Source organism: Pseudacidovorax intermedius (assembly GCF_003350475.1).
Classification (GTDB): Bacteria; Pseudomonadota; Gammaproteobacteria; order Burkholderiales; family Burkholderiaceae_C; genus Xenophilus; species Xenophilus intermedius.
Genome location: NZ_QQAV01000016.1, coordinates 41,004 through 67,906 on the forward strand (window position 1 = coordinate 41,004; position 26,903 = coordinate 67,906).

At 69.8% G+C, this 26,903-nt stretch carries 23 protein-coding genes and 1 pseudogene; 17 read left to right on the forward strand and 7 right to left on the reverse strand.

What is annotated here, in order from left to right:
• Nucleotides 1–98 precede the first annotated feature (98 nt).
• From DFR41_RS25515 to DFR41_RS25530, 4 genes are all read left to right on the forward strand, one after another.
• On the forward strand, nt 99–1,238 hold the full coding sequence (locus DFR41_RS25515) for an acyl-CoA dehydrogenase family protein (RefSeq protein WP_017758421.1): 1,140 nt from the start codon (nt 99–101) through the stop codon (nt 1,236–1,238).
• Nucleotides 1,235–2,326 carry an acyl-CoA dehydrogenase family protein gene (locus DFR41_RS25520; protein ID WP_114804812.1) on the forward strand — a complete coding sequence of 364 codons (1,092 nt, stop codon included), beginning with the start codon at nt 1,235–1,237 and terminating at the stop codon, nt 2,324–2,326. The genes DFR41_RS25515 and DFR41_RS25520 overlap by 4 nt, the downstream gene beginning before the upstream one ends.
• A gap of 37 nt (nt 2,327–2,363) precedes the next feature.
• On the forward strand, nt 2,364–3,152 hold the full coding sequence (locus DFR41_RS25525; protein WP_114804813.1) for an enoyl-CoA hydratase/isomerase family protein: 789 nt from the start codon (nt 2,364–2,366) through the stop codon (nt 3,150–3,152).
• Between the two features lie 66 nt (nt 3,153–3,218).
• Nucleotides 3,219–4,088 carry an SDR family oxidoreductase gene (locus DFR41_RS25530; RefSeq protein WP_114804814.1) on the forward strand — a complete coding sequence of 290 codons (870 nt, stop codon included), beginning with the start codon at nt 3,219–3,221 and terminating at the stop codon, nt 4,086–4,088.
• A gap of 16 nt (nt 4,089–4,104) precedes the next feature.
• On the opposite strand, the gene DFR41_RS25535 is transcribed toward DFR41_RS25530, so the two are convergent.
• Nucleotides 4,105–4,851 carry a TetR/AcrR family transcriptional regulator gene (locus DFR41_RS25535; RefSeq protein ID WP_114804815.1) on the reverse strand — a complete coding sequence of 249 codons (747 nt, stop codon included), beginning with the start codon at nt 4,849–4,851 and terminating at the stop codon, nt 4,105–4,107.
• 214 nt (nt 4,852–5,065) lie between these two features.
• Here DFR41_RS25535 and DFR41_RS25540 point away from each other — a divergent pair, with 214 nt between their 5' ends.
• On the forward strand, nt 5,066–5,317 hold the full coding sequence (locus DFR41_RS25540) for an SWIB/MDM2 domain-containing protein (RefSeq protein ID WP_017759560.1): 252 nt from the start codon (nt 5,066–5,068) through the stop codon (nt 5,315–5,317).
• A 327-nt stretch (nt 5,318–5,644) separates the two neighbouring features.
• Here DFR41_RS25540 and DFR41_RS25545 read toward each other — a convergent pair whose 3' ends face one another.
• Nucleotides 5,645–6,229 carry a DUF6157 family protein gene (locus DFR41_RS25545; RefSeq protein ID WP_280525171.1) on the reverse strand — a complete coding sequence of 195 codons (585 nt, stop codon included), beginning with the start codon at nt 6,227–6,229 and terminating at the stop codon, nt 5,645–5,647.
• On the opposite strand from DFR41_RS25545, the gene DFR41_RS25550 reads away from it, so the two are divergent.
• The 4 genes and pseudogenes from DFR41_RS25550 (at nt 6,145) to cyoD (ending at nt 9,937) form a co-directional block, all read left to right on the forward strand.
• Complete coding sequence (locus DFR41_RS25550) at nt 6,145–7,053, forward strand: ubiquinol oxidase subunit II (protein WP_211322666.1); 909 nt, start codon at nt 6,145–6,147, stop codon at nt 7,051–7,053. The two genes, DFR41_RS25545 and DFR41_RS25550, sit on opposite strands and share 85 nt — an antisense overlap.
• Nucleotides 7,054–7,069: 16 nt before the next feature.
• Nucleotides 7,070–8,934, forward strand: a pseudogene (locus DFR41_RS25555) (cbb3-type cytochrome c oxidase subunit I).
• Nucleotides 8,931–9,557: a cytochrome c oxidase subunit 3 gene (locus DFR41_RS25560; protein WP_114804817.1), complete on the forward strand. Its 627-nt coding sequence runs from the start codon at nt 8,931–8,933 to the stop codon at nt 9,555–9,557. The pseudogene DFR41_RS25555 and the gene DFR41_RS25560 overlap by 4 nt, the downstream one beginning before the upstream one ends.
• Nucleotides 9,554–9,937 (forward strand): cytochrome o ubiquinol oxidase subunit IV, encoded by a 384-nt coding sequence (gene cyoD, locus DFR41_RS25565; RefSeq protein ID WP_114804818.1) that lies wholly within the window; start codon nt 9,554–9,556, stop codon nt 9,935–9,937. The genes DFR41_RS25560 and cyoD overlap by 4 nt, the downstream gene beginning before the upstream one ends.
• A gap of 90 nt (nt 9,938–10,027) precedes the next feature.
• Here the strand turns inward: cyoD and DFR41_RS25570 are convergent, their stop codons facing one another.
• The 3 genes from DFR41_RS25570 to DFR41_RS25580 form a co-directional block, all read right to left on the reverse strand.
• The gene (locus tag DFR41_RS25570) at nt 10,028–11,602 is read right to left on the reverse strand and encodes an ABC transporter substrate-binding protein (RefSeq protein ID WP_114804819.1); all 1,575 of its coding nucleotides are present in this window, start codon (nt 11,600–11,602) and stop codon (nt 10,028–10,030) included.
• A gap of 85 nt (nt 11,603–11,687) precedes the next feature.
• Entirely contained in the window at nt 11,688–12,548 is an 861-nt protein-coding gene (locus DFR41_RS25575) for a PHB depolymerase family esterase (RefSeq protein WP_114804820.1), read from the reverse strand.
• Between the two features lie 26 nt (nt 12,549–12,574).
• A complete protein-coding gene (locus DFR41_RS25580) occupies nt 12,575–14,062 on the reverse strand; it encodes an amidase (protein ID WP_114804821.1) in 1,488 nt (495 codons plus the stop codon).
• Nucleotides 14,063–14,129: 67 nt separating this feature from the next.
• On the opposite strand from DFR41_RS25580, the gene DFR41_RS25585 reads away from it, so the two are divergent.
• The 7 genes from DFR41_RS25585 (at nt 14,130) to DFR41_RS25615 (ending at nt 22,732) form a co-directional block, all read left to right on the forward strand.
• Nucleotides 14,130–15,029 carry a GntR family transcriptional regulator gene (locus DFR41_RS25585; protein WP_017761710.1) on the forward strand — a complete coding sequence of 300 codons (900 nt, stop codon included), beginning with the start codon at nt 14,130–14,132 and terminating at the stop codon, nt 15,027–15,029.
• A gap of 63 nt (nt 15,030–15,092) precedes the next feature.
• Nucleotides 15,093–16,448 (forward strand): omega-aminotransferase AptA, encoded by a 1,356-nt coding sequence (gene aptA / locus DFR41_RS25590; RefSeq protein WP_017761711.1) that lies wholly within the window; start codon nt 15,093–15,095, stop codon nt 16,446–16,448.
• An 87-nt stretch (nt 16,449–16,535) separates the two neighbouring features.
• Entirely contained in the window at nt 16,536–17,690 is a 1,155-nt protein-coding gene (locus DFR41_RS25595; RefSeq protein WP_017761712.1) for a C45 family autoproteolytic acyltransferase/hydrolase, read from the forward strand.
• 76 nt (nt 17,691–17,766) lie between these two features.
• Nucleotides 17,767–18,711 carry an ABC transporter permease gene (locus DFR41_RS25600; protein ID WP_017761713.1) on the forward strand — a complete coding sequence of 315 codons (945 nt, stop codon included), beginning with the start codon at nt 17,767–17,769 and terminating at the stop codon, nt 18,709–18,711.
• 62 nt (nt 18,712–18,773) lie between these two features.
• Nucleotides 18,774–19,544 carry an ABC transporter permease gene (locus DFR41_RS25605; RefSeq protein ID WP_244917882.1) on the forward strand — a complete coding sequence of 257 codons (771 nt, stop codon included), beginning with the start codon at nt 18,774–18,776 and terminating at the stop codon, nt 19,542–19,544.
• Nucleotides 19,541–21,232, forward strand: a complete 1,692-nt coding sequence (locus DFR41_RS25610) for an ABC transporter ATP-binding protein (RefSeq protein ID WP_114804823.1) — start codon at nt 19,541–19,543, stop codon at nt 21,230–21,232. Before DFR41_RS25605 ends, DFR41_RS25610 begins: the two co-directional genes overlap by 4 nt.
• Before the next feature lie 42 nt (nt 21,233–21,274).
• Complete coding sequence (locus DFR41_RS25615) at nt 21,275–22,732, forward strand: NAD-dependent succinate-semialdehyde dehydrogenase (protein WP_114804824.1); 1,458 nt, start codon at nt 21,275–21,277, stop codon at nt 22,730–22,732.
• A gap of 51 nt (nt 22,733–22,783) precedes the next feature.
• On the opposite strand, the gene DFR41_RS25620 is transcribed toward DFR41_RS25615, so the two are convergent.
• Nucleotides 22,784–23,761: an alpha/beta hydrolase gene (locus tag DFR41_RS25620; protein ID WP_114804825.1), complete on the reverse strand. Its 978-nt coding sequence runs from the start codon at nt 23,759–23,761 to the stop codon at nt 22,784–22,786.
• An 81-nt stretch (nt 23,762–23,842) separates the two neighbouring features.
• On the opposite strand from DFR41_RS25620, the gene DFR41_RS25625 reads away from it, so the two are divergent.
• Nucleotides 23,843–24,466 (forward strand): FMN-binding negative transcriptional regulator, encoded by a 624-nt coding sequence (locus DFR41_RS25625; protein WP_114804826.1) that lies wholly within the window; start codon nt 23,843–23,845, stop codon nt 24,464–24,466.
• A 122-nt stretch (nt 24,467–24,588) separates the two neighbouring features.
• Here the strand turns inward: DFR41_RS25625 and DFR41_RS25630 are convergent, their stop codons facing one another.
• Nucleotides 24,589–26,838, reverse strand: coding sequence for an ATP-dependent DNA helicase (locus DFR41_RS25630; RefSeq protein WP_114804827.1), 2,250 nt, complete (start codon nt 26,836–26,838; stop codon nt 24,589–24,591).
• Between the last annotated feature and the right edge of the window lie 65 nt (nt 26,839–26,903).

A 26,903-nucleotide genomic window follows, 5' to 3' on the forward strand; every position in this document is an offset into this window, starting at 1 on the left:
CGGACTCTAGCACTTATATTTGTTGACCAACAAGCAAGTTGCTTTAGGTGTTGACCCGGACGCTCCTGCCCGGCACGCACCTTCGAAGGAGACAAGCCATGCAAGCCCTGGACATCCGTCCGGCCGAACTGCCGCCCGATTGCGAGCAGCTGCGCGCCGAGGTGCGCGACTTTCTCGCGCAGACGCTCGGCGACCTGCCGCCGCATGAGCGGGCGCGCAACTGGTCCGGCTACAGCCCCGAGTTCAGCCGCGCCCTTGGCCAACGCGGCTGGATCGGCATGACCTGGCCGCGCCGCTACGGCGGGGGCGAGCGCTCGATGCTGGAGCGCTACGTGGTGCTCGAAGAGCTGCTGGCCGCCGGCGCGCCCGTCTCGGCCCACTGGGTGGCCGACCGCCAGAGCGGCCCGCTGCTGATGCGCTATTCGCCCGAGGTGCTGGCGCCCGAGCTGCTGCCGCGCATCGCGCGGGGCGAGTGCCACTTCTGCATCGGCATGAGCGAACCCGATTCGGGCTCGGACCTCGCCTCCATCCGCACCCGGGCCGTGCGCGATGGCGACGGCTGGCGCATCAGCGGCCGCAAGGTGTGGACCTCGGCCGCACACAAGGCGCACTACATGATCGCGCTGGTGCGCACCGCGCCGCCGAGCGCCGACCGGCATGCCGGCATGTCCCAGTTCCTGGTGGACATGCGAAGCCCTGGCCTGACCATCCGCCCCATCGTCAACCAGCTGGGCGAGCACGAGTTCAACGAGGTCACCTTCGACGATGTGCCGGTGCCCGCGCACCACCTGATCGGCGCCGAAGGCGAAGGCTGGCACCAGGTCACGACCGAGCTGACCTTCGAGCGCTCGGGCCCCGAGCGCTACATGAGCAGCACGCAGCTCATGCTGGAGATGCTGGACGCCGCCGATGCGGACAACCCGCACCACCAGCTGGTGCTGGGCCGCCTGGCGGCGCAGTACGCCACGCTGCGGCAGATGTCGCTGGGCGTGGCCGGCATGCTGGCCGAGGGGCAGAACCCAGGCCTGGCGGCGGCGGCCGTCAAGGACCAGGGCGCCCTGCTGGAGCAGGGCCTGCCCGACCTGGCGCACGAACTCTTCGGCGGCCGCATGCCGCCCGAGAGCGACCTGGCGCGCGTGCAGCGGCACCTGGTGCTGGCCACGCCGTCCTTCTCCCTGCGCGGCGGTACGCGCGAAATCCTCCGCGGCATGCTGGCAAAAGGAATGGGGCTGCGATGAACAACGACCATCAGATGATCCAGGACAGCGCCGCGCGCCTGTTCGCCGATGCGGCCGGGGCCGCGCTCAACACGCAGGTGGAGGCGGGCGGGTTTCCGCAGGCCCTGTGGCTGCAGGTGGAAGAGGCCGGCTTCGCGGCTGCGCTGGCTGCGGGCGAGCAGGGCTTCGGCCTCACCCCCGACCAGGCGCTGCCGATCTTCGAAGAGCTGGGTCGCCACCGCGTGCCGCTGCCGCTGGCCGAGACGGCCGCTGGCTTGGCCCTGCTGGCCTGCGCAGGCCATGCGCCGCTGGCCGGGCCGGGCACGCTGATCGACGCCGGGCCGGGCCAGACGCTGGCGCTGACGGCCGATGGCCGCCACCTGAGCGGTGAGGCGCCTGCCGTCCCCTGGGGCCGCCATGCCGCCTGGGCACTCGTGCAACTGCCGCAGGGCGACATCGCCGTGGTGGACCTGAAGGATGCCGCCGACCTCACCTGCGAACCCGACCTGGACCTCGCCGGCCTGCCCGCCGACCGCCTGCGCCTCGCGGGCGTCGCGGTGCGCACGGTGCTCCCGGCCGAAGCCTTCGGCATCGCACTGCCACTGCGCAGTACGGCCGCCCTGCTGCATGCGGCCATGATGGTCGGGGCCATGGAATGGGCGCTGGCCGAGGCCATCCAGTACGCCAACGACCGCGTGCAGTTCGGCCGGCCCATCGGCAAGAACCAGGCGCTGCAGCAGATGCTGGCGCAGGCCGCGGGCGATGTGGCCTCGGCCCGCATGGCGGTGCGCGCGGCGGGGCTGGACTTCCGGCTTGGCGACGCGGAGCGCGCGGCGCGTGTCGACTTCGGCGTGGCCGCCGCCAAGGTACGCTGCGGCGAGGCAGCGACACGCGTGGCCGCGACTGCGCACCAGGTGCTGGGCGCCATCGGCTTCACGCACGAGCATGCGCTGCACTTCGCCACGCGCCGGCTGTGGGCCTGGCGCGCGGCCTACGGCGCCGACGCCTGGTGGGCGCAGCGACTGGGCGCAGCGGCCATCCGCGCCCGTGCGGCCGGCTTCTGGCCGGCGATGACGCAGCGGCAGTTCTCCGCGACGGCGGCAGGTTGAACACGCCCTTCCATCCCCTCATTCCAGCGAGACCCTCATGCCCCCACGCAGCTACACCGACCTGGGCGTCGACATGGACGGCCATGTCGCCGTCATCGAGATCCGCCGCCCGCCGCACAACTTCTTCGACGTGCCGCTGATCACCGCCATCGCCGATGCGCTCGAAGACCTGGAAGCCAACGCTGACTGCCGCGCCGTCGTGCTGGCGGCGCAAGGCACGGCCTTCTGCGCCGGCGCCAACTTCGGCGGCAACACCGACGCCACCGCGGCACCCAGCCCGCGCGCGCTGAACCCCATCTATGCCGAGGCGCTGCGCATCTACGCCACCGGCAAGCCCATCGTGGCGGCCGTGCACGGGCCGGCCATCGGCGGTGGGCTGGGCCTGGCCCTTGCGGCGGACTTCCGCGTGAGCTGTCCGCAGGCGCGCTTCAGCGCCAACTTCAACCGGCTGGGCTTCCATCCGGGCTTCGGCCTGTCGGTCACGCTGCCGCGGCTGGTGGGTCCGCAACAGGCGGCCCTGCTCTTCTATACCGGCCGACGCATCGACGGCACGCAGGCACAGGCGTTGGGCCTCGTCGATGCGCTGGTCGACACGCCCGAGGCCGTGCGTGGCGCGGCCCTGGAACTCGCGCAGGAGATCGCGCTGTCGGCGCCCGTCGCCGTGCAGGCCACCCGCGCCACGCTCCGGCGCGACCTGCTGCCGGAACTGCGTGAAGCCGTGGCCCACGAAAGCGAGATGCAGTTCGCGCACTTCCGCAGCGAGGACTTCCGCGAAGGTGTGCAGGCCATGTCCGAACGCCGGCCGCCGAAGTTCAGCGGCCGGTGAGGCGGCTGCCCGCGTCGCCCCCACCTCTTCCGCCACAACGCCCGCCTCGCGGGCCAAGGAACCCCCATGCTTCAAGACGGACTGCTGCGCGGACGGCGCATCCTCATCACCGGTGGCGGCACAGGCCTCGGGCTCGCCATGGCCGATCGCTTCGCGGCGCTGGGCGCACAGCTGGTGCTGTCCGGCCGCCGAGCCGAGGTGCTGGCCGCCGCGCGCGACGGCCTCGTGGCGCGCCATGGCGCCAGCGTGCAGACCCTGACCTGCGATGTGCGCGATGCGGCCGCCGTCGAGGCGATGTTCGATGCGGCATGGCAGCAGGGACCGCTTGACGTGCTGGTCAACAACGCCGCCGCCACCTTCATCGCGCAGACCGAACGCCTGAGCGCCCGCGCGGCCGACGCCATCCTGGGGCCGACGCTGCACGGCGCGCTGTACTGCACGCTGCAGGCCGGTCGACGCTGGATCGACGGCGGCCGCCCGGGCGTGGTGCTCAGCATCCTCTCGACCTCCACCCGCACCGGCCGCGCCTTCACCGTGCCCTCGGCCATGGCCAAGTCGGGGCTGCTGGCCATGACGCGCAGCCTGGCCGTGGAATGGGGCCCGCACGGCATCCGCAGCGTGGCCATCGCGCCCGGGCCCTTCCCGACAGCGGGCGCCGGCCAGGCGCTCGACCCGACGGCGGGGCGGGCGTTCGCCAATGTGGCACCAAGTGCCGGGGCAGCCGCTCCTTATCCCGCCAACCCGCTCGGCCGCGTCGGTCGGCCGCCGGAGCTGGCCGAGCTGGCCGCCTTCCTGGTGAGCGACAGTGCCGCCTACATCAACGGCGAGATGATCGCCATCGACGGCGGCCAGCACCTGCGCACTTCCGGCGCCGAAGACCTGCTGGGCTGGGGGCCCGACGACTGGGCCCGCGCACGGGCGGGGCGCGGCGGCTGAGTCCGTGCAACCGCACTCAATGCGCGGCCAGGGTCCTGTCGACCATCTGCAGGGCGAGGTCCCGCACCTTGTCCAGGCGCAGGTCGCCCAGCACCAGCCGCTGGTGCAGCACGCCGCGTAGCGCGCCGAGCAGCAGCGTGGCGGCGGTGGTCGGATCGATGTCGGCGCGGATCTCGCCCAGCGCGATGCCGTCGCGGATGTGCTGCTCCAGGCGCGAGATGCTGCTGCGGATGTATTCGCCGATGTAGGGGTTGAGTTCCGAGTCCTCCATGAAGCCCTCGGTCATCATCACCAGCAGGGCGCGCGTCTCGATCCAGCGGGTGTCGTCGCGGACGAAATAGGTGGAGACCAGACTGCGCACCGCGTCGAGCCCCGGGCGGTGCTGCGGCAGCGCGAGCCGGCGGGCCTCGAAGCGCGCGCCGATGTTGAGCACCACCCGCTGCAGCAGGCCGGCCTTGTTGCCGAAGCGGTGCGCCGGCAGGCCGCGGCTGTAGCCGGCGGCCTCGCCCACTTCGGCCAGCGTCATGCGCACCGAGCCCCGGCGCGCGACCAGCTCCAGCGCCGCGTCCAGGATGCGCCGCTCGGCCAGCGCGCGGCGCTCGGCCTGCGTCATCCGCGCCCCGCCGCCGCCAGCGCCCTCGTCCATTTCGGCGTCCATGTTCTCCGTCTCCGCATCCACCGACGGCGCAGGCACGGTGGCCTTGCGGACAGGCCGCTTGCGCGGCGCGGGCGCGGCGGGACGGGACGAGGCATCGACAGGCATGGTCGGTCGTGGAGGCGCGATGGGGATGGGCCGGAAACGATAGCACCTCCCTCACCCGTCGCAAGCCGCAGGCTGGGCGGTGCGCAGCCGTCGGCCGCGGTATGGCAGAGCGGCAGCCGGCCGGTACGCCGCGCGAGTTGCAGCCGCACAAGCGATGCCCGCAAGGTCGGCATGCCAGGCTTTCGTAGACTCTGGACCTTTACAAAGGAATCCAATGGCAGAACCCAAGAGCGGCTTCGCACGTCCCATGACCCCCAGCGCAGAACTGGCGGCCATCATCGGCTCGCAGCCGCAGCCGCGCACGCAAGTCACCAAGTTGATCTGGGACTACATCAAGGCAAACAACCTACAGAACCCCGCCAACAAGCGGAACATCCTGTGCGACGCCAAGCTCAAGGCTGTGATGGGGAAGGACGAGGTCACGATGTTCGAGATGACCGGCCTTGTCGGGAAACACCTGAGCTGATGTCTCATTGCCCGGCTGCAAGGTGATCCCCCCTCTCACCTCCCCTTGGTAAGCCGGGCGAGGTACTCCAAGCTCCATGAAGACCTGCGCTCGCAGGTCTTTTTTTGTGTCACGCTGGCTCCAGCCCGGTACTTCGCTGGACCGCCCGGAGCCAGGACAGCAGATCAATCGATGCACTGGGCGACCGACACAGGCTGGTGCTTCCTGAAGCTGACCCGGCGGGCGCTGCGTCTTCATGCGCCCGGCCCGACATTGCTGCGTCCATGGAAACGTTTGCCTACAAGCCGGCCGAGGCAAACACTGCCTTCGGCGCGTGCTGCGCAAGATTCAACCTGGCCGCGGCGTGGAGCTATCGCCCGCAGGGCAGGAGTCCGTGCCCTCACGTCCCGAGGGTTCCCCCTGGCGAGGAAGCCCGGCGGCCCGGTGATTGCGCATTCCGGCCACGATCTTCAGGTTCTTGCGCGTGATCAGTTCGCGGTAGGCCTCGGTGGCCACGTCGTAGGCAGCGACCTTCGATTCGGCGTCATGGTGGAGGCCCCAACCGAACTGCTTGACCAGGGGCGAAGCGCGCAGGCAGGCCTGGGGCTTGGAAAAGAACGCTGTGCGTGCCTGCCCGCGATCTTCCGGGGCAACGGCGTGGCGGATGGCGTGGACTTCGAACAGCAGGTCGTCGCTGGTGAAGTGGTAGGGCTGTGCGGTCAGGAGCTGGTGCTGAAGCTGCGCGATGGAGACTGCCTTCGATGGCACTTCGCCTTTGGATGCGGTGCAGTCGGGAGAGACGGCGAGAGGGTCGTGCGGGCCTGCGCCCTGGGTGCCATCGACTGGCCGTGCCCGGCACGCTTCGACGCGCGGTGCTGGCAGCCCTGGCGCTGCTGCTGGGGGGCTGCGGCAGCATCGGCTTCCTGCATCCACACGGGCCGGTGGCCGCCACGCAGCGCGATCTCTTCTTCGAGGTCACGGGCTGGATGATGGTGGTGGTGCTGCCGGCCATCCTGCTCGTGCCCGTCATGGCCTGGCGCTACCGGCGCAGTGCGCGCCGCTCGGCCTGCCAACCGGACTGGAAGTTCTCGTGGCCGATCGAGATCGCGCTGGGGGGGGTGCCGGTGCTGCTGGTCGTCATCCTGGCGACGCTCATCGTCCGCAAGGCTGTCGCGCTCGACCCCTATGCACCCATCGCGTCGGGCCAGCCGCCGCTGGAGGTCGAGGTGATCGGCCTCGATGACAAGTGGCTGTTCGTCTATCCACAGGAGCAGGTGGCCGCCATCGGCGTGTTGCCGCTGCCGGTGGGGCGGCCGGTGCACTTCCGCCTCACCAGTGGCACCGTGATGCAGTCCTTCGCCATTCCCGCGCTGGGCAGTCGGATCTACGCCATGGCCGGCATGGTGACCGAGCTGAACCTGCTGGCCGACCGGCCCGGCGTGCTGCTGGGCCAGAACACCCAGTTCAACGGCAGCGGCTTCCAGGCGCAGAAGTTCCAGGCGCGCGCCATGCCGCCCGCGGACTTCGCCCGCTGGATCGTGCAGGCCCGCGCCGCAGGCCGGCCCCTCGACGCCGCGGCCTATGCCCGCGTGGCCCGGCCCGGCCAGCTCGCCGACCTTCGACGGCACTTCGGCGTCGACCCGGCGCAGGGCCTCGTCTTCTCGGCCGTTCCGCCGGGCCTCTTCGACGGCGTGGTCGCGCAATCGCGGCCGGCCCTTCCCCATCCTCACACCGGAGCGGCCCATGCCCATCCATGACGGCTGGTGGGGCGTCGTGCTGGGACGCCTGTCCTTCGACGCCCTGCCTTTCTACAGTGCCATCGCCACGGCCGCGGCCTCGCTCGTCGTGCTCGGTGCCCTGGGCGTCGCCGGCCTGCTCACCTGGCTGGGCCGCTGGGGCTGGCTCTGGCGCGAATGGCTCACCAGCCTGGACCACAAGAAGATCGGCATGATGTACGTGGTGCTGTCGCTGGTCATGCTGTCGCGCGGCGTGATCGAGGGCGCGCTGATGCGGGCGCAGCAGGCGGTGGCCCTGGACAGCCCCGGCTTTCTGCCGCCGGAGCATTTCGCCCAGCTCTTCTCTACGCACGGCTCGATCATGGTCTTCTTCATGGCCATGCCCTTCCTGACGGGCCTCATCAACTTCGTGCTGCCGCTGCAGCTGGGCGCGCGGGACGTGTCCTTTCCGCTGCTCAATTCGATGTCGCTGTGGCTCACGGCGGGCGGCGCCGGGCTGATGATGGTGTCGCTGGTCCTCGGCAAGTTCTCCACCGGCGGCTGGAGCGGCTATCCGCCGTACACCGAGGCCGCGTTCAACCCGGGCGTGGGGCCGGACTACTGGATCTGGGCCGTCACGCTCGGCTCCATCGCCTCCACCATGACGGGCATCAACGTGGCGGTCACGGTCTACAAGCGGCGCTGCCCGGGCATGACGCTGATGCGCATGCCGCTGTTCTGCTGGACGGCGTTGTGCACCGCCATCCTGATGATCTTCGCCATGCCACCGCTCACCGTGGCCACCGGGCTGCTGGCGCTGGACCGCTACGCCGGCATGCACTTCTTCACCAACGATGCCGGCGGCAACATGATGAACTTTGCCAATCTGTTCTGGCTGTTCGGGCATCCGGAGGTCTACATCCTCATCCTGCCGGCCTTCGGCGTGTATTCGCAGGTCATCTCCAACTTCTCGTCCAAGGTGCTCTACGGCTACGACTCGCTGATCGCGGCCACCATGTGCATCGCCGTGCTCTCGTTCACCGTGTGGGTGCACCACTTCTTCACCATGGGCCAGAGCGCCAAGCTCAACGCCGTGTTCGGCATCGCCACCATGGCCATCGGCATTCCCACCGGCGTGAAGGTGTTCGACTGGATCCTCACCATGTTCCGCGGCCGGGTGCGCCTGTCGGTGCCCATGCTCTATGCCCTGGCCTTCATGGTGCTGTTCGTCATGGGCGGCCTCACCGGCGTGCTGCTGGCCAACCCGGCCATCGACTACCAGGTGCACAACTCGGTGTTCCTGGTCGCGCACTTCCACAACATGCTGATCCCCGGCCTGCTCTACGGCCTGCTGGCTGCCTACACCTACTGGTTCCCCAAGGCCTTCGGCTTCCGGCTGCACGAGGGCTGGGGCCGCATCGCCTGCGGCTGATCGTCTCCGTCCGCCAGCGCGCCGCCCTGGCCGTGCCGGGCGGCGACCCCTGGAATGCGCGCACGCTGGAGTGGTCCATTCCCTGTCCGGCGCCGCACTACAACTATGCGGTGCTGCCGGTCGTGCACGCTCGTGACGCCTTCCATGCCGCCAAGGCCGCGGACACCGCCTACCCGCTCACGCGCGATTACGAAGACATCGAGATGCCCCGCAACACCGGCACCGGCGTGGTGATGGGCGTGGCGCTGGCGGCGGCCTGCTTCGGCCTGGTCTGGTGGATGTGGTGGCTGGCCGTGGCGGGCCTCGTCGTGGCGGTCGGGGCCGTGGTCGCGCGCAGCTTTGCCACCGACACCCTGCACCGCATCCCCGCCGCCGAGGTGCGCCGGCAGGACCAGGCCTGGCTCGCCTTCGCCCGCGCATTGCCGTGCACGGGCCGCGAGGCCGAGGCGAGCCCCGCCAACCGCGGCATGGCCGAGGCGGCCGGCGTATGAGCGCCGCGCCGCCCAGCCGGCATCCCGGCATCAACCTCGGCCAGACCGACGCACCGGCCCATCGCGAGGCGGAAGAGACGGTCTTCGGCTTCTGGATCTTCCTGATGAGCGACCTGGTGCTGTTCGCCCTGCTCTTCGCGACCTACGCGGCCATGCTCGGCGCGACGAATGGCGGCCCCGGCCCGCGCGACGTGCTGGAGCTGCGCAGCGTCGGCGCGCAGACCGCGCTGCTGCTGCTGTCGAGCCTGAGCTTCGGCATGGCCTCCATCGCCATGAAGTACGGCGCGCCGGTGCGCCGCCTCCAGCTGTGGCTGGGGCTCACGCTGCTGCTCGGGCTGGCCTTCCTGGGCCTGTCGCTGCGCGAGTCCGCGCATCTGGCGGCAGAGGGTGCCGTGCCGCAGCACAGCGGCTGGCTGTCGTCCTTCTTCGCGCTCGTGGGCACCCATGGCCTGCACGTGGCCCTGGGGTGCTTCTGGATCGGCGTGATGATGGTGCAGGTGCGCGTGTTCGGCGTGCAGCGGCCCGTCAAGCTGCGCCTGCTGCGGCTGGGCCTTTTCTGGCACATGCTGGACGTGGTGTGGATCTTCCTGTTCTCGGTCGTCTACCTGGGGGGCCTGGCATGAGCGGACACCCGTCCGATTCGGACGCCCCGCGCGACGCCGGTGAGGCCGGGCGGGCATTCGCGCAAGGCGAGGACGTGCGGCAGGAGAAGCGCCGCGAGCTGCGCGCCTACCTCAGCGGCTTCGTCATCTCGGTGCTGCTGACCGCCCTGCCCTTCGCGCTGGTGGCCGGCGGCTGGGCCACCGGGCTGCGCGCCTATGCCGTCATCGGCGCAGCCGCGCTGGTGCAGGTGGCCGTGCACTTCCGCTTCTTCCTGCACATCGGCCTGGGCCGCTCCACGCGCGACGACCTGCAGCTGATCCTGTTCACCGCGCTGATCATCGTGCTGATGGTGGGCGGCACGCTGTGGATCCTGGGGAATCTGCATGCGCGGATGATGTAGCCGGACCGGCGGCGTGGCCGCCGTGAGTCCGCTGGCTCTTCCGCTGGGGTTGGCGGCTCTCCTCCTCGAGCCGGCGAGCAGCCGGCGCCCCTACTCCTTCCACGCCGTCCAGGCCAGCGGGCGGCCAGAAGCCCACGGCTGATAACCGCGAACGGACCGCCCCACCGCTTCGACCGTCGGTGCGTAGAACAGGCCGATGATGGGTACCTCGACGCGCATCTGCGCGTGCATGCGACGGAAGATGGCGGCCCGGGCGTCCTGGTCGGTGATGGACGAGCTCTCTTCCAGCAACTCGCGAGCGCTCTGGCTGCCCCACTGGGCCCACTTGGCCGTGGCCTTGTCTGCAACGAACGCCGCATACATCAGGCTCGGGTCGAAACGCGGCGAGAACGCAAAGGAGGACAGCTGAAAGCGGCCATTGACATAGTTGTCGAGCTGCGCAGACCAGTCCAGCACCTCGAGCTGCACATTGAGCCCGACGGCGCTGAGCATCGCCTGGATCATCACGGCGCTGTCGTACATGCCCACCGTGCGCTTGTTGGTCTGCAGCTTGATCACCTCGCCCTTGTAGCCCGCCTTGCGGATCAATGCCGCGGCGGCGGCGGGGTCGTACTTGGGCCATTCGAGGAATTCCGGCGAGAACGCCCGCATGCTCTCTGCGACGCCCGAAGGGTTGGGCTTGGCCAGGCCGTTGCTGCGCACGGCGGTGAGCTGCGCCAGATCGATGCCGTGGGCAATGGCCTGCCGGAGGTTCTGGTTCTTCAGCAGCGGATCGTCGGTCTGGATCAGCAGCGCCGACCAGGTCAGGCCAGGCGCCGTCATCACCTTGACACCAGCGGCCTTGAGCTCCGCCATCTTGCTCGAGTCGAGATCCGGAACGATGTCCACGGCACCGGTCTTCACCGCTGCCGAAGCCGCATCGGCATCGGGGATCACCTGGAAGCGCACGGCATCCACATAGGCGATGCGGGCCCCCGAATAGCCGCTGGCGGGCTCCCTGGAGGGAACATAGCCTTCATAACGGCTCAGGCTCAAGGCATCGCCGCGCTTCCAGGTGCCCATCTTGAATGGCCCGGTCCCGATCGGCGTCCAGCTGCCATCGGCACCTGCACTCGCCGGGCTGGCGACCAGCACGCCGCACTGCACATTGGCCAGTTGCGTGAGGAACAGCCCGGAAGGCTTCGCCAGTCTGAAAACGACGGTCGATGGATCGGGGGTCTCGACCGCCTCGACCTTGAGGCCCGCCTGGCCATTGAAGAAGCGGGCGCACAGCCAGTTCGCCTGGGACATCTTGCGCTCCCAGCTCCACTTCACGGCCGCCGAGCTCAGCTTCTCGCCGTTGTGGAAGCTCACGCCTTCACGCAGCTTGAAGGTGTAGCTCAGGCCGTCCGGCGAGATCGACCAACTGCTCGCCAGCGCCGGCCCCACGCTCAGATCGGTCCGATAGCCGACCAGGCCTTCGAAGAGGTGATTCACCACGATGTCCGAATTGGAGTCGCGATTGATACCGGGCTCCAGGCTGCGCGGATCGGCATTGACGGCGATGACCAAGGTACCGCCCCGCTTCGGGGCATCCGCCGCCCGGGCCGCAGCGGGCGCGAGCGCGACCCACACGCTGGCGGCGAGCAGCACGCAGCGAAGCCCGATCGAGATGGGTGATTTCATGGTGTCCGTGTTCCTATGGTGGGGTGGGGATGGGCACAGGCAACGCACCTGTGGAAGAGAGCAACAGGAGGCGTCAGCCGGGCAGTCACCCGTCCGACGGGGGCGATCCGAGACAGCTGGCGAAGAAGGCCTTCACCGACGGCAGCAATGGCTTCTGCTGGTGATCCGCACCGGCCACGATGTCGTGGCGGACCTCGACGCCCTGCGTCTGCAGACTCGTCTTCAGCGCCACCATGCGTTCGAGTCGGTTGTGGCCGTGGGTATCGAACGCCGGCTGCCACCACGGGTGATGCGGCGAGAGCGCGATCTCCCAGGTCTCGGTGTCCTCGCCACCGACGACCATATGGACCGCGACTTTGCGGATGGCGTCCAGATCGAGGGGCCTGCCGAAGATTCGCTCGAAGTCGCCCACGCCCGCCAGCCAGGGGGTCTGTGCATCCAGAAGCGTCACGATGCCCGGGGCACCGATGGACACCGCGGCCAGCCGCTGCGGATGGGCATAGAGAAAGCGATGGGCAAAGTGCCCGCCGCCCGAAAAGCCGAAGAGATGGAAACGCCGTGCGTCGAGCCGGTAGATGCGGGACACCTCCTCGATCATCGACAGCAGGACCAGGTCGTACGCAGGCCCTTCACCGCTCGCACCACGCAGCCGCTTGTAGCTCGACAGCTCGCGCGGCGAGGTGATGCCGGCAGGAAAAAGCGGCGCCAGCACCAGGAGCCGGTGGCGTTCGGCCAGGTCGATGAAGTCGTCCCTGCAGGCGCCGTTGTCGCGGCGGGTGCCATGCACCACCACCAGCAGGCGCAGGCGCTCCGTGCCGCGCTCGTCATAGCTTTCGGGCACGTAGGCGCAGTACGAGAAGCGCGGGTCGGCGGCGCAGACCTGGACGGCCGTGCGGCCGATGTCGTAGTAGGACAGCTGGGCGCCGTGCCCGGTTCGCTTGTGCATGGTGCAAGGCCTCTCTCTGGGGCAGCTCAGCGCGGATCGATGGGGCACAGCCGCGGCATGGCCGCTTCGATCACGAAGCCGGCGGCAAAGCACAGGTCTTCGCGCCCCGGGGCGGCCACCAGCTGCACACCGGTGGGCAGGTCGATGCGGCCGTGCACGGCATCGACACCCGCCAGTCCGGTGGGCACCGACAGCGCGGGCAGGCCCAGCACCGAGATCGCCAGCAGCGGGGCCTGTGCACGCATGACCTGTGCCGCCATGGCGGGCGACTCCACATCCGCCAGTCGGGCAAAGGGCGGCTGCAGCGAAGTCGGCATCACGATCACCGGCCATTCGGCCAGAAAGCGCTGCCATTGCCGCAGCAGGCCATGCCGTCGAGCGACCGCGGCAAGGCCATCGGCGGCCGTGAACTCTCCGAGCGCCTGGCGCCAGTACGCGACCGCCGTCACGATGTTCGGATCGCCCGCCGCAGGAAGCACGGGATCCAGCGCACCCATGAGATCCGGGATGGTGATGGCGGCCCACATCCGGTGGAGTTCATCCAGGCCGGGCGGCACCGCCTCCACCACGTCCCAGCCGGCGGCGGCCAGCGCCTGCGCCGCCTGTTCCACCGCGCGAACCGCGGTGGGATGGCAGTCGGGCCAGGCGCTGCGCGCGAGCACTGCGGCCCGGCGTGGTGCGGGGTGGAGCGGCGCAGGCATCGACCCTGTGCGGGGATCGTCGATATGCGGCACCGCCATCGCGGCGAATGCCAGCTCCACGTCCCGCACGGTCCGCGCGATGGGCCCCTGCACCGCCATCAGTTGAGACGCCACGGAGCCCGCTCCCTTGGCCGTGGCGTTGAACGAAGGCACGCGCCCGTACGAGGGCCGCAGGCCCACCAGGCCATTGCAGAAGGCGGGATAGCGCACCGAGCCGCCGATGTCGTTGCCATGGGCGATGGGAACCATGCCGCTGGACACGGACGCCGCGGCGCCACCCGAGGAGCCGCCCACCGTGTATTCGCGGTGCCAGGGGTTGTAGGTGGCGCCATGCAGCGTGTTGTCGGTGAACCAGCGCATCGAGTACACCGGCGCATTGGTGCGGCCCACGACAATGGCCCCCGCTGCGCGCAGGTTGGCAACCACGGGGTTGTCGGCGGCAGCGACCAGGTCCTGATAGAGCGCCGTGCCGTTGTCGGTGGGATGCCCCCGCTGATCGATGTTGATCTTCACCGTCACCGGCACCCCATGCAGGGCCCCCAATGGCTGCCCGTCGGCCGCTGCGCGGTCCGCGAGTTCGGCCGCCCGCCGCGCCTCGTCGTCCATCCGCCGGACCACGGCGTTCACCGCCGGATTCACCTCTTCGATGCGCGCCAACGCGGCCTCCACCAGCGCCGCAGCGGTCAGCTCCCGTTTGGCCACCCGGGCTGCCATGGTGGCAGCATCGAGCCTGTGAAGCGCCTCCGACGGGGCCGCCTCCGATCGATGGACAGGCGACGAGGAGGTAGAGCGGGCAAGGGGCCGATCGGACATGGTGCGGTTCCGGGTAGTCAGCGAAGACTGGATTGTTTTTTGAGACTATATGATGCAGCATAAGGATATGCAAGAAATCGTTGCCGATTCCGCTGGCCCCTCGCGCCTCCAGCGCGATCTGCTGCCTCGCACGCTGGAGTACATCCGCACCTCCGGATTGCGCGTGGGCGACCGCCTGACCGAAATGGCGCTGGCCAGCCACCTGCAGGTTTCGCGCACCCCGGTGCGCGCCGTGCTCGAGGAGCTTGCGCGCAGGGGCGTGCTCGACAACGAGCCCCGGCGCGGCTTCAGTGTGCGCACGCTGCCCGAACTCGACGCACCCTCCGCCACCCCGCCGAACGAGATCGACCAGCTTTGTCTGCGCATCGCCGGTGACCGCCATGGTGGACGCCTGCCGGCCGAGGTTTCAGAAGCCGACCTGATGCGCCGGTACGGCGTGAGCAGACCGCTGCTGCTGCGCGTGCTCGGCCAGCTGTCGGAAATCGGCATGGCCGAGCGCAAACCGGGCCACGGCTGGGCCTTTCTTCCCATCCTGGACGGAGAGGCCCGCCGGGAAAGCTACGAGTTCCGCCTGCTGATCGAACCGGCCTGCGTCATCGCCGCCGGCTTCCGGCTCGACGCGGGCTGGGTCGAGGAAATGCGTCGGCAGCACAAGAACTTCCTGGAGGCGCCCTGGAGCGAGACGTCCAGCATCGCCCTGTTCGAGATGAATGCCGCCTTCCATGAAGGCCTGGCCCAGGCCTCCGGCAACCGCTTCATCCTGAATGCCATCCGGCAGCAGAGCCGCATGCGCCGTTTCTCGAACTACGACTGGGCCTATGGCCAGGACCGCGTGCGCGTTTCCTGCCTCGAGCACCTGGAAATCCTCGATCGACTGGAACTCGATCAGCGCGAAGTGGCGGCCGCACTCATCCGTCGACATCTGGAGCAGGCGTCGGTCCTGACGCGCGCTCAGCAGGACCCGTGAATCAGGTCTTGCGCATTGTTTTATATTGCATCAAAATTCATTTGAGCACTATGGAGCAAACGGATGCGCCCTGACCCCCTGAACCCCGACAACGCTGGCCTCGCCGGTTCTGCGAACGACAGCCTCCAGCCCTACTGGATGCCGTTCACCGCCAACCGGCTGTTCAAGTCGAAGCCACGCATGTTCGTGGCCGCCGAAGGCATGCATTACGTCACCGACGACGGGCGCCGCATCCTGGATGCCATGGCGGGCCTGTGGTGCGTGAATGCCGGCCACAACCCGCCGCGGATCGTGCGCGCGATCCAGGAACAGGCGGCGCGACTGGATTTCGTGTCCTCGTTCCAGATGGGCCACCCGCTGGCCTTCCAGCTGGCCGAGCGCATCGCCGAACTGGCGCCTGCGGGGCTCGATCGGGTCTTCTTCACCAACTCGGGCTCCGAGGCCGTGGACACCGCGCTCAAGATTGCCCGGGCGTACCACAAGGTTCGAGGCGATGCGAACCGCATCAAGCTGATCGGCCGCGCCAAGGCGTATCACGGGATGGGCTTCGGCGGACTGTCCGTGGCCGGCATCCCGCGCCACCGTCGCGATTTCGGCCCTCTGCTGGGGGACGTGGACCACCTGCCTCATACGCACGACCTCACGCACAACGCCTTTTCGCGTGGGCAGCCCGCGTGGGGCGCCCATCTGGCCGACGAGCTGGAGGCCATCGTGCAGATCCACGACGCGTCGACCATCGCCGCAGTCATCGTCGAGCCCGTCACGGGCTCGGGCGGCGTCCTGCCGCCGCCGGTGGGCTATCTGGAGCGGCTGCGCGAGCTGTGCACCCGCTACGGCATCCTGCTGATCTTCGACGAGGTCATCTCGGGCTTCGGCCGCCTGGGGGCACCTTTCGGTTCGACGGCGCTGGGTGTCACGCCCGACCTGATCACCTGCGCCAAGGGCATGACCAACGGCGCCGTCCCCATGGGCGGCGTGATCGCCTCCAGCGCGGTGTACGACGCTTTCATGGCAGCCCCGGAGGCGGCCGTCGAGCTGATGCACGGCTACACCTATTCCGGCCATCCCCTGGCCTGCGCTGCGGGCCTGGCGGCGATCGACACCTACGAACAGGAAGGCCTGTTCGCCCGTGGACCGCAGATCAGCGCGACCTGGGAAGCCGCCGTGCACCAGCTCAAGGGCGCGCCGCACGTGCGCGACATCCGCAATATCGGCGTGCTGGCCGCCATCGAGCTCACACCGCGGGAGGGGGCACCGGGCGCCCGCGCGGCAGAGGCCGTGGAGCACTGCTTCGCTGCCGGCGTGCTGGTCCGGGTGGCGGGCGACAACCTGGTGCTGTCTCCGCCGCTGACCATCTCGCCCGACCAGATGACCCAGGTCGTCGAGACCATCGACGCTGCGCTGCGAACGGTCGCCTGACACCCCGTGTGCCCCCACCGCGCGCCGCCCGCCCCGGGTGGCGCGCGGCCTGCTCCTGCATTCAACGCCTGTCGGCGACATTCATCCATGGACAACCTTGCCCCCTTTCCCTTCGTGTCGGTCAGCGGCACGGCTTATGAGCGCGGACGCGCCTATGGCGCTGCCGTGCCCGATCGGGTGGCGCGCAGTGCCCAGATCTATGGCCGGGCGCTGGACGGACTCGGCGCCGGCGAGGCCTTCCGCCGGCAGCTGACCACCGAGTTCGCCGCGCGCATCGAAGCCTACGGCAGCCACTATCTCGAGGAGATGCGCGGCATCGCCGACGGCGCGGGCGTCTCGCTCGGGGACGTGGTGATGATCAACGCCCGCACCGAAGTGGTGGCCCAGGCCCGGCGACAGGCGGGGGCCGGTGGCGCGACCGCCACGCCGCCCGAACCCGAGGAGGGCTGCACGGGCGCCGTGGTCCTGGCCGGGCGCAGCAGCAACGGGCGCCTGCTTCACGGCCAGAACTGGGACTGGCGCTCGGAATGCATCGAGACCGGCATCGTGCTGCGCGTCCAGCGGGAAGACGGGCCCGACATCCTGACCTTCGTGGAGGCCGGCGGGCTGGCGCGCTCCGGGCTCAACAGCGCAGGCATCGCCTTGACGGCCAACTACCTGGAGTGCGAACGGGACTTCCGCACGACCGGCGTGCCGCTCTCGCTGCTGCGCCGCAAGATCCTGGAACAGCAGCACTTCGCCGAGGCGATGGGCGCGGTGGTGAACACGCCGAAGTCCTGCGCCAACAATCTGATGATGAGCACCGCGGAAGGCTTTGCCATCGACTTCGAATGCGCACCCGACGAGGTCTTCAGCGTGCTCCCCGAGGACGACCTGCTGGTGCACGCCAACCACTGGGTCAGCACGGCGGCACGCAGCAAGCTCAGGGACACGGGCGTCGCCAACATGCCCGACAGCTACTACCGGGACTGGCGCGTCAAGCGTCTGCTGGTCGAGGCCGGCCCTTCTCTCGACCTGGACGACCTCAAGCAGGCCTTCTTCGACGACTTCGCCACGCCCTTCGCCGTATGCCGGCCGCCCCGGCCGTCGTCCCTCGCGGGCAACCTCTCGGCCACGGTCGCCATGATCGCGATGGAACCGGCCGGCGGCTTCATGGACGTGCTGCCCCTGCCGGCCCTGCAGCGAGGCTTCACCCGCTATTCGCTGACCGAGCAGCCACAGCCGGTGGCGGAACCCGCCTGAGGCTGCGCGCGCCGCCCTGTCCGTACGTCACGACCGATCATTTCCAGCCACCGACCACAGGCAGCACGGGACCCCGATGGGACGCTTCATCCTCACACGCATCACCATGGGAGTGCCCACGCTGCTGATCGTCGCAGCCACGGTGTTCTTCCTGATCCGGCTCATTCCGGGCGACCCCGCCACCCTGATGCTCGGCGACATGGCCACCCCCGACATGGTGGCGGCGGTGCACCGCGACCTGGGGCTGGATCGCCCCCTGCCCGTGCAGTTCGTGCGGTGGCTGGGCCAGGTCCTCAGCGGCGATCTGGGCCGCTCGATCTCGACCGGCCAGGCCGTGGCACCGCTGGTGCTCGAGCGCTTTGCCGTCAGCGGCACCATCGTCGCGGTGGCGGTGGCCCTTGCGACGCTGATCGCCGTTCCGGCCGGCATGGTGGCGGCCTGGCACCAGAACAGCGCGCTGGATCTGGGGCTGGTCGCCATTGCCACCTTGCTGCTGTCGGTTCCCACCTTCTGGCTGGGCCTGCTGCTGCTGATGCTGTTCGGCCTGCACCTGGGATGGCTGCCGGTGGTCGGCTATGTGGGCCTGTCCGAAAACCTGCGCGCGGGCCTGCTCTACCTGGCGCTGCCCGTCATGACCCTGGTCCTGCACGAGATCGGGGTCATCATCCGGATGGCGCGCGCGAGCATGCTGGAGGTTCAGCGCCTCGACTACATCGTCCACGCGCGCGCCAAAGGCCTGTCGGAGCGTGCGGTGCTCTGGCGCCATGCGTTCAAGAACGCATTCGCGCCCACCTGGACATTGATCGGCCTGATCCTGGGCAATCTGCTCGGCGGCATCGCCGTCGTCGAGACCGTGTTCACCATTCCCGGCCTGGGCCGCCTGCTGGTGGATGCCATCTTTGCCCGCGACTATCCGGTGGTGCAGGGCTGCATGCTGTTCATCGCGGCGGTCTATGTGCTGGTCAACATGGTCATCGACCTGTGCTACCCGGCGTTCGACCCGCGCGTCACGCTGGACTGAGGAACTCGCCGATGACCTTCCGTTCAATGCGCGGGCTGATCGGCCTGCTGCTCACCGGCGCCATGGCGCTGATCGCCTGCGTGGCACAGGTATGGACACCGCGCAGCCCGCTCGCGCTCGACCTGCTGCACCGATTCACCGCCCCAGGAAGCCCCGCCTTCCCGCTCGGCACCGACGAATTCGGGCGCGACGTGCTCAGCCGCCTGATGGCGGGGGCAGCCTCCAGCATGGGCATCGCACTCATGACGGTCATGTTCGCCGTGCTCATCGGCGGCGTGGTCGGCATCCTGTCCGGTTACTTCCGCGGCTGGGTCGACCGCGTCGTGATGACCTTCAACGATGCGCTGCTGGCGTTCCCGGGCATCCTCCTGGCACTGGGACTGCTGGTGGTACTGGGCAGCGGCCGCAGCGGCATCGTGCTGGCGCTGGGCCTGGCCTATGTGCCGTCGGTGGTGCGCGTGGTGCGCGGCGCCACCCTGTCGCTGCGTGAGAACGCGTTCATCGAAGCCTCGCGCGTCATGGGCCACAGCGAGCTCTACATCATGGGACGCCACGTGCTGCCCAACTGCGTCGCACCACTGACCGTGCTTGGGACCTCGATGTTCGGCTGGGTGCTGCTGTCCGAAAGCGCCCTCTCCTTCCTGGGGCTGGGCCCGCCGCCCCCGGCGCCCAGCTGGGGCAACATGCTGGCCGGCGGCCGCGCGTTCATGGCACAGGCCCCCTGGCTCGGCATCCTGCCCGGACTGTGCATCTCGCTCACCTTGCTGGGCATCAACCTCCTGGGCGACGCCTTGCGCGATCGGCTCGATCCGCGCATGAGGAACATGGCATGACGACCGTTCCCCCTCCTCTGCTCGACGTGCGCGGACTCTGCCTGGGCGTCGGCGACGCCGGCCGGCTGGTGGTCGATCGCGCGAGCTTCCAGGTCCGCGCCGGCGAGATCGTGGCCGTGGTCGGCGAGAGCGGCAGCGGCAAGACGCTCGCGGCGCGCGCCGTTCTCGGACTCACGCCGCCCGCCATCCGCGTGCGCGGCGGCGCCATCCACATCGAGGGCCGCGATCTGACCGCGCTCAAGCCGGCAGAGCTGCGGGCCCTTCGAGGCCGCCGCATCGGCATGGTGTTCCAGGAGCCCATGACGTCGCTGAACCCGGCGCTCAGCGTCGGCCGCCAACTGGAGGAGGCGCTGGCACTGCACACGCCGCTCGACGCCCAGGAGCGCCGGGCCGCCATCATCGCGATGCTGCAGCGGGTGGGCCTGGCCGACCCGGACCGGGTACTGCGCGCCTGGCCGCACGAGTTCTCCGGCGGCATGCGCCAACGCATCATGCTGGCCTCCGTGATGCTGCCGCGCCCTGCACTGCTGGTGGCGGACGAGCCCACCACGGCGCTCGATGCGGTGGTGCAGCGGGATGTCCTGGAGCTGATGGTCTCGCTGACCGCAGAGAGCGGCACGGCCGTGCTCATGATCAGCCATGACCTGGCGATGGTCGCGCGCTACTCGCACCGTGTCATCGTGATGTGCCGGGGCGAGATCGTCGAACAGGGGCCGACCGAGCAGATCCTGCGGGCGCCGGCGCATCCGTACACACGTCAGCTGCTCGGCGCGATGCCGCGGCGCCGCGACGTGCCCGCCGTCGCCCCCCAGGATGCGCCGCTGGTCGAAGTCCGCCAGCTGGTGGTCGATTTCCCGGCGCGGGGTGGACTGCTGCGAAGGGGCCAGCCGCAGCGGGCGCTCCACGGCATCGACCTGGCTCTGCGCCCGCGCGAGGTGGTGGCGGTGGTGGGCGGCTCGGGCTCCGGCAAGACCACGCTCGGACGCGTCATCGCCCATCTGCAGAAGCCCAGCAGCGGCGAGTTGCTTTTCGATGGCCAAGCCGTGCGCGGCAGCTCTGGCGCCACCTGGGCCGCCTACCGCCGCGACTGCCAGATGGTGTTCCAGGATCCCTATGCCTCGCTGGACCCGCGGATGACCGTCGCGCAGAGCATCGGCGAAGCGCTGCGCGGCACCGGCCTGAACCGCGAGACGGCTGCCGCACGCGTGCGCGAGGCGATCGAGGAAGTGGGGCTGGACGCCGGGCACGCATCGCGCTATCCCCATGAACTGTCGGGCGGACAGCGGCAGCGCGTCGCCATCGCCCGCGCGGTCGTGCGGCGGCCGCGGCTGGTGGTCGCCGACGAACCGGTCTCGGCCCTCGACACGACGGTGCGTGCGCAGATCCTGGACCTGTTCGCCGAGCTGCAGCACCGCCACGGCTTCGCCTGCCTGTTCATCAGCCACGACCTGGCCGTGGTCGAGCAACTGGCCAACCGGGTGGTGGTGATGAACCAGGGCCGGATCGTGGAAGAAGGACCGCGCGATCAGGTCTTCGACCGGCCCGCCCACCCCTACACCCGCCGTCTGCTGCAGGCCATCCCGGCCCTGGAGCCCACGCCCGACGGAGGCGTGCGCCTGCGCTGGCGGCACGCCGATGACACGCCCGCGCCGGCCGCATCCGGCGGCGCGTGCCGCCCTGCGGACTGACCCGCTCCCGTTCTTGCCGCCTCGCGCACCGACGAACCTGCCATGACCTCTTCCCCCACGACGGACTATCCCGACACCCTCCTCCACATCGATGGCGCCTGGAGCGCCGGCGCGGCCGGTCTTGACGCGCCGGTCCTGAACCCCGCCACCGGGGCGGAGATCGGGCGGGTTGCGCACGCGACGACGGCGGATCTCGACCTCGCCGTGGAGGTCAGCCACCGCGCCTTCCAGCACTGGCGCCGCGTCTCGGCCTTCGAGCGCTCCAGGCTCATGCGGCAGGCCGCCCAGCTCATGCGCGAGCGCGCCGACGCCACCGCCCGCCTGCTGACCCAGGAGCAGGGCAAGCCGCTGGCGGAGGCGCGCGCAGAAGCCCTGGGTTCGGCCGACGTCATCGACTGGTTCGCCGAGGAGGCGCGCCGCACCTATGGCCGGATCGTGCCTGCGCGGGCGCCTGGCCACATGCAGCTGGTGACGCGCGAACCTGTCGGGCCGGTCGCGGCGTTCGGCCCGTGGAATTTCCCGATCAACCAGGTGGTGCGCAAGATCGCACCGGCGCTGGCGGCAGGCTGCACCATCATCGTCAAGGGTCCCGAGGAAACGCCGGCGAGCTGCGCTGCCCTGGTGAAGGCCTTTGCCGATGCAGGCATCCCGCCCGGTGTGATCCAGCTCGTGTACGGGAGGCCTGCCGACATCTCGGCGCACCTGGTGCCGCATCCGCTGATCCGCAAGATCTCGTTCACGGGTTCGACTGCCGTCGGCAAGCAGCTGGCGGCGCTGGCTGGGCTGCACATGAAGCGCGCCACGATGGAACTGGGCGGCCACGCCCCCGCCATTGTCTTCAGCGACGCCGATCCTGCGCGGGCTGCCCGTGCGCTGGCGGCGCAAAAGTTCCGCAATGCGGGCCAGGTCTGCATCTCCCCCACACGCCTCCTGGTGCATGAGGATCTCGCCGACGCCTTCGTCGAGCACTTCGTCGCCGCTGCGGCCGCCATCCGCGTCGGCAATGGCCTGGAAGCCGGGGTCCAGATGGGCCCGTTGGCCCACGCGCGCCGCGTGGAGGCGATGCAGGCGCTGGTGGCGGACGCCGTCGATCAGGGCGCACGCGTGCGGACAGGCGGCAGCCGCATCGGCACGTCGGGCTTCTTCTTTGCACCGACCGTGCTGACGGACGTGCCGCTGTCCGCCCGCCTGATGAACGAAGAGCCCTTCGGCCCCGTGGCGCCGATCAGCACCTTCCGCGACTATGACGCGCTGATCGCCGAGGCCAATCGCCTCCCCTGGGGCCTGGCCGCCTATGCCTATACGTCCTCGGCCGGCACGGCGGCGGCCGTCTCCGCCGATATCGAGTCCGGCATGGTCTCGATCAACCAGGCGCCGCTGGGCCTGCCAGAGGTGCCCTTCGGTGGCATCAAGGACTCGGGACACGGATCGGAAGGCGGCACCGAAGCGATGGAAGCCTGGCTGGTCACCAAGCTGACGTCGCACAACACCGCGTTCTGAGACAGGCACGCGAGACAGGCACGGCCGGCTGCTCGCGCAGCCCGCCGGGATTCAGCGGCGTTGCAGATGGACGCCCAAGCGATCCACCACCTGCGCGAAAGCGGTCGCCGCACCCGCCGAAAGGCCGGCGTACCCCGGGAAGTTGTGGATCATGTCCGACAGCTGCACATGCTCTACCACGCCGCCGGCGCCGGCCAGCCGCTGCGCCATGGCATCGCCCTGGTCGCGCAGCGGGTCGTAGCCCGCCGTCACGACGACCACCGGAGGCAGACCCGCCACGCTCGGCCAGCGCAGGGGCGAGGCCTGCGGAGCCAAGGCATCCTCATTGCGCAGGAAGTAGAGGTCGGCGAACCAGTCCAGCATGACCTGGTCCAGGAAGTAGCCCTTGCCGAAGGCGGTGATCGATGGCCAGACCTCGCCGCAGCGATCGGTGTAGTCAGTGACGGGGTAGAGCGACAGGCAGGCGGCTGGCTGCGGGCCCGCGCGCTCCCCGGCCGCGCGCAGTGCGGTCACGAGCGTCAGGCAGCCACCCGCACTGTCACCCGCCAGCGCGATCCGCGTGGGATCGGCGCCCCACCTGTCCGGCGCGTCGGCCACGGCCTGGAAGACGTCCCAGGCGTCATCCACGGCCGCAGGAAACGGATGCTCCGGCGCCAGCCGATAGTCCGGCACCAGCACGGCCACGCCCAGCCGGTCGGCGATCCAGCGGGACTGATGGTCATAGGCCGCCGGGTCTCCCACGACGAAGCCTCCCCCATGGAAATAGATCACCAGGGGCGCAGCCTTGCCCTCGGGCATCGACGCCGGTCGGTAGAGCCGTGCCGGCAGTTCGCGGTCGGGCAGCGCCAGCACCTGCTCTGTCATGGCCACCTCACGTTCCGGCGGCCGCAGGCCGCGGGCGAGGTAGCGCTCCCGGTAGGCGGCCCGCGCCATGGGAATGGGCAGTTCGCGGATGCTGGGACCGCCGGTGGCTGCCGCGGCAGCTTGCAGCATCGCCTTGAGTTCCGGGTCGAGGGCGTCGTCTTTCATTCGGCCATTCTCCAAATGTCGATGAATCAAATGTATTTTATTATCATACAATGCATTTCAGACCGGCTGATTGGACCCACCATGTATGTGCCTGACCATTACCGCAACGCCGACCCCGCGGCCGCCCTCGCCTGGCTGAGGCGGTATCCCTTCGGCACGCTGATCACCCGGGGGCCCGAGGGGGAACCGGTCGCCACTTCGCTACCGTTCTTCGCCCAGTCCGATGCGACCGGAACCCTCCGATTGGTCTCCCATCTTGCCCGCCGCAATCCCCATGCCGCCTCGCTGGCGAGCGGCATGCGCGGACTGGTGGTGGTCAACGGTCCCAGCGCCTACATCTCGCCCCACTGGTACGAAAGCGCGGCCAATGTGCCCACCTGGAACTACGTCGGCCTGCAGTGGGAAGGCGTCCTGAGGGTGATCGCCGACAGGCAAGACCTGCTCGATCTGATGCAGCGGTCCGTTCGCGCCTTCGAGCCCGACGGTGAAAACGGATGGCACATGGGCAAAGCGCCCGCTGACCATGTGGACCGGCTGATCGAGGGCGTCGTCGGCTTCGAGCTCACCGTCGAGGTGGCGCATTGCATGGAGAAACTGAGCCAGAACAAAGCCACGGACCGCGCCGTCATCCAAAGCCGACTGCAGGCCGGCACGCCTGGGTTCGGCCCGCTGGTGGCCCAGCTGATGGAAGAAGTTGCCAAATGAGTTTTGTGATCTCATAGAACCATTCGGAGATCATTGGGACGTCTGAAATCGAGGGGCCCGGACGGGCGCGACCGTCGCGCGAGGCGACCGTCGCCCGAAAGGAAGGCGCGCCCGCGGCGACGCTAGCGTCCCGACGCCATCGACACCGTCCACCAGCGCGGCAGCAGCGCCAGCACCTCGGGCTGGGCAAAGCGGTCGTCCAGCAGGTGCACCACGCCCGTGTCCTGCTCGGTGCGCACCACCCGGCCCGCCGCCTGCACCACCTTGCGCAGGCCGGGGTAGAGGTAGGTGTAGGCATAGCCCTGGCCGAACATGGCCTCCATGCGCTCGCGCAGCACCTCGTTGGCCTCGTCGTGCTGCGGCAGGCCCAGGCTGGCGACGAAGGCGCCCACCAGCCGGTCGCCGGGCAGGTCCACCCCCTCGGCGAAGGCGCCACCCAGCACCGCGAAGGCGATGCCCTGTCCGCCCGGCGCGAAGCGGGCGACGAAGGCCGTGCGCTCGCGTTCAGGCATCCCAGACGACTGCCGCCAGACCGGCACCCCGGGATGCTGGCGCGCGAAGGCCTCGAAGGCCATGTCCAGGTACGCGAAGCTGCTGAAGAAGGCGATGTAGTTGCCGGGCCGCTGCGCGAACTGCCGGGCCATCACGGCCGTGATCCGCGGCAGCGAGCGCGGGCGGTCGCGCAGGCGCGTGGAGACGTCGCGCGCCACCTCCACGCGCAGTTGCTCGGCGCGGAAGGGCGAGTCCACTTCCAGCTCCACCGTGTCCTCGGGCAGGCCCAGCAGGTCGCGGTAGTAGCCGAAGGGCGCGATGGTGCCCGAGAAGAGCACGGCCGTGGACGCCCCCGCGAAGCGCGGTCGCAGGAAGCCGGCGGGCACCAGGTTGCGGATGGCCAGGGTCAGCGGCTCGCCCTCGGGCGTGTTCGTCACCTCGAAGACCGAATGCGGCCCGAAGACGTCGGCCAGCCGCACCAGCGCCAGCAGGCCGAAGAACAGCTCCTGCAGCGGCCCGGTCAGCTCCGGCGACGACTGCGCCGCATGCTCCGACAGGGCCGCGACCGCATCGGCCAGGCTGCGCACCAGCGGCTCGGGCAGGTCGGTGGCCGCGGCATAGGGCACGGCCTGGGCGCGCGACACCTGCCGCCATTCGCGCCGCACCCGTCGCAAGGCTGCCTGCACGAAGGCCGGCGCCACCGTCTCGCCGCCGTCGAGCAGCGTGAAGGCCAGCGTGGTCGAGTACATGGCGCGTGCCCGGTCCACCAGGTTGTGGGCCTCGTCGACCAGCACGGCCACCTGCCATTCCTCGTCGCGGGCGAGCGCATGCAGCATGGCGCTGCCGTCGAAGTAGTAGTTGTAGTCGCCCACCACCACGTCGCTCCAGCGCACCATCTCCTGGCCCAGGAAGTAGGGACACACGCCATGGCCGGCAGCAATGCGGCGCAGGGCCTCGCGGTCCAGCCAGCGGGCCTCGGCGGCTTCGGCGCGGGCCGCCGGCAGGCGGTCGTAGAAGCCCTTGGCCAGCGGGCAGCTGTCGCCATGGCAGGCGGCACCGGGGCGCTCGCAGGCGGACTCGCGCGCGCTCAGCTCCAGCACCCGCAGCGCCCGGTCCTCGCCCAGCTGGCGCAGGGCGTCGAGCGCCACCTGCCGCCCGGGCGTCTTGGCGGTGAGGAAGAACACCTTGTCCGTGCCGTGCGCTGCCAGGCCGCGCAGCAGCGGATAGGTGGTGGCCAGCGTCTTGCCGATGCCCGTGGGGGCCTGGGCGATCAGGCAGCGCCGGCGCGCGGCGGCGAGGTACACGTCGCGCGAGAGCTTGTGCTGGCCGGCGCGGAAGTCGCCGTGCGGAAAGGCCAGCTGCGCCATCTGCGCATCGCGCTGCGCGCGGTGGGCCTCCTCCTGCTGCGCCCAGCGGGCATAGGCCTCGCACATGGCCTGCAGCACGGCCTGCAGGGCAGTCGCCTCGCAATGCTCCTGCAGCACCGTCTCCTCGCCACTCGCCAGGTCGAGGTAGACCAGGGCGACGGTGATCGACGTGAGCGCATCGCGCTCGCACAGCATGGCCGCATAGGTCCGGGCCTGCGCCCAGTGCAGCGCGCGGTGGTTGCCCTTGACGCGCGCGAAGTCGCCGCGGAAGGTCTTGATCTCCTCCACCCGCCGCTGGCCGGCGTCGTAGCCGTCGGCGCGGCCACGCACCTGCAAGCCGTCGACGACCGTCTCCAGCGCCACCTCGCGTTCGTAGCCCGGTCCGCGCCGCGACTGCACCAGCGAATGGCCGGCCTGTCCTTCGTGCGCGGTGGGCGCCGGCACGAAGCGGATGTCCAGGTCGCCCGCCTTGGCCGCGAAGGCGCAGAGCGACTTGACGGAGACGCGGGTCATCTCAGGGTTCCAAAGCCATGCACAACATCGACGCCGCATGAGCCGGCCACGCCCACATCAATCGA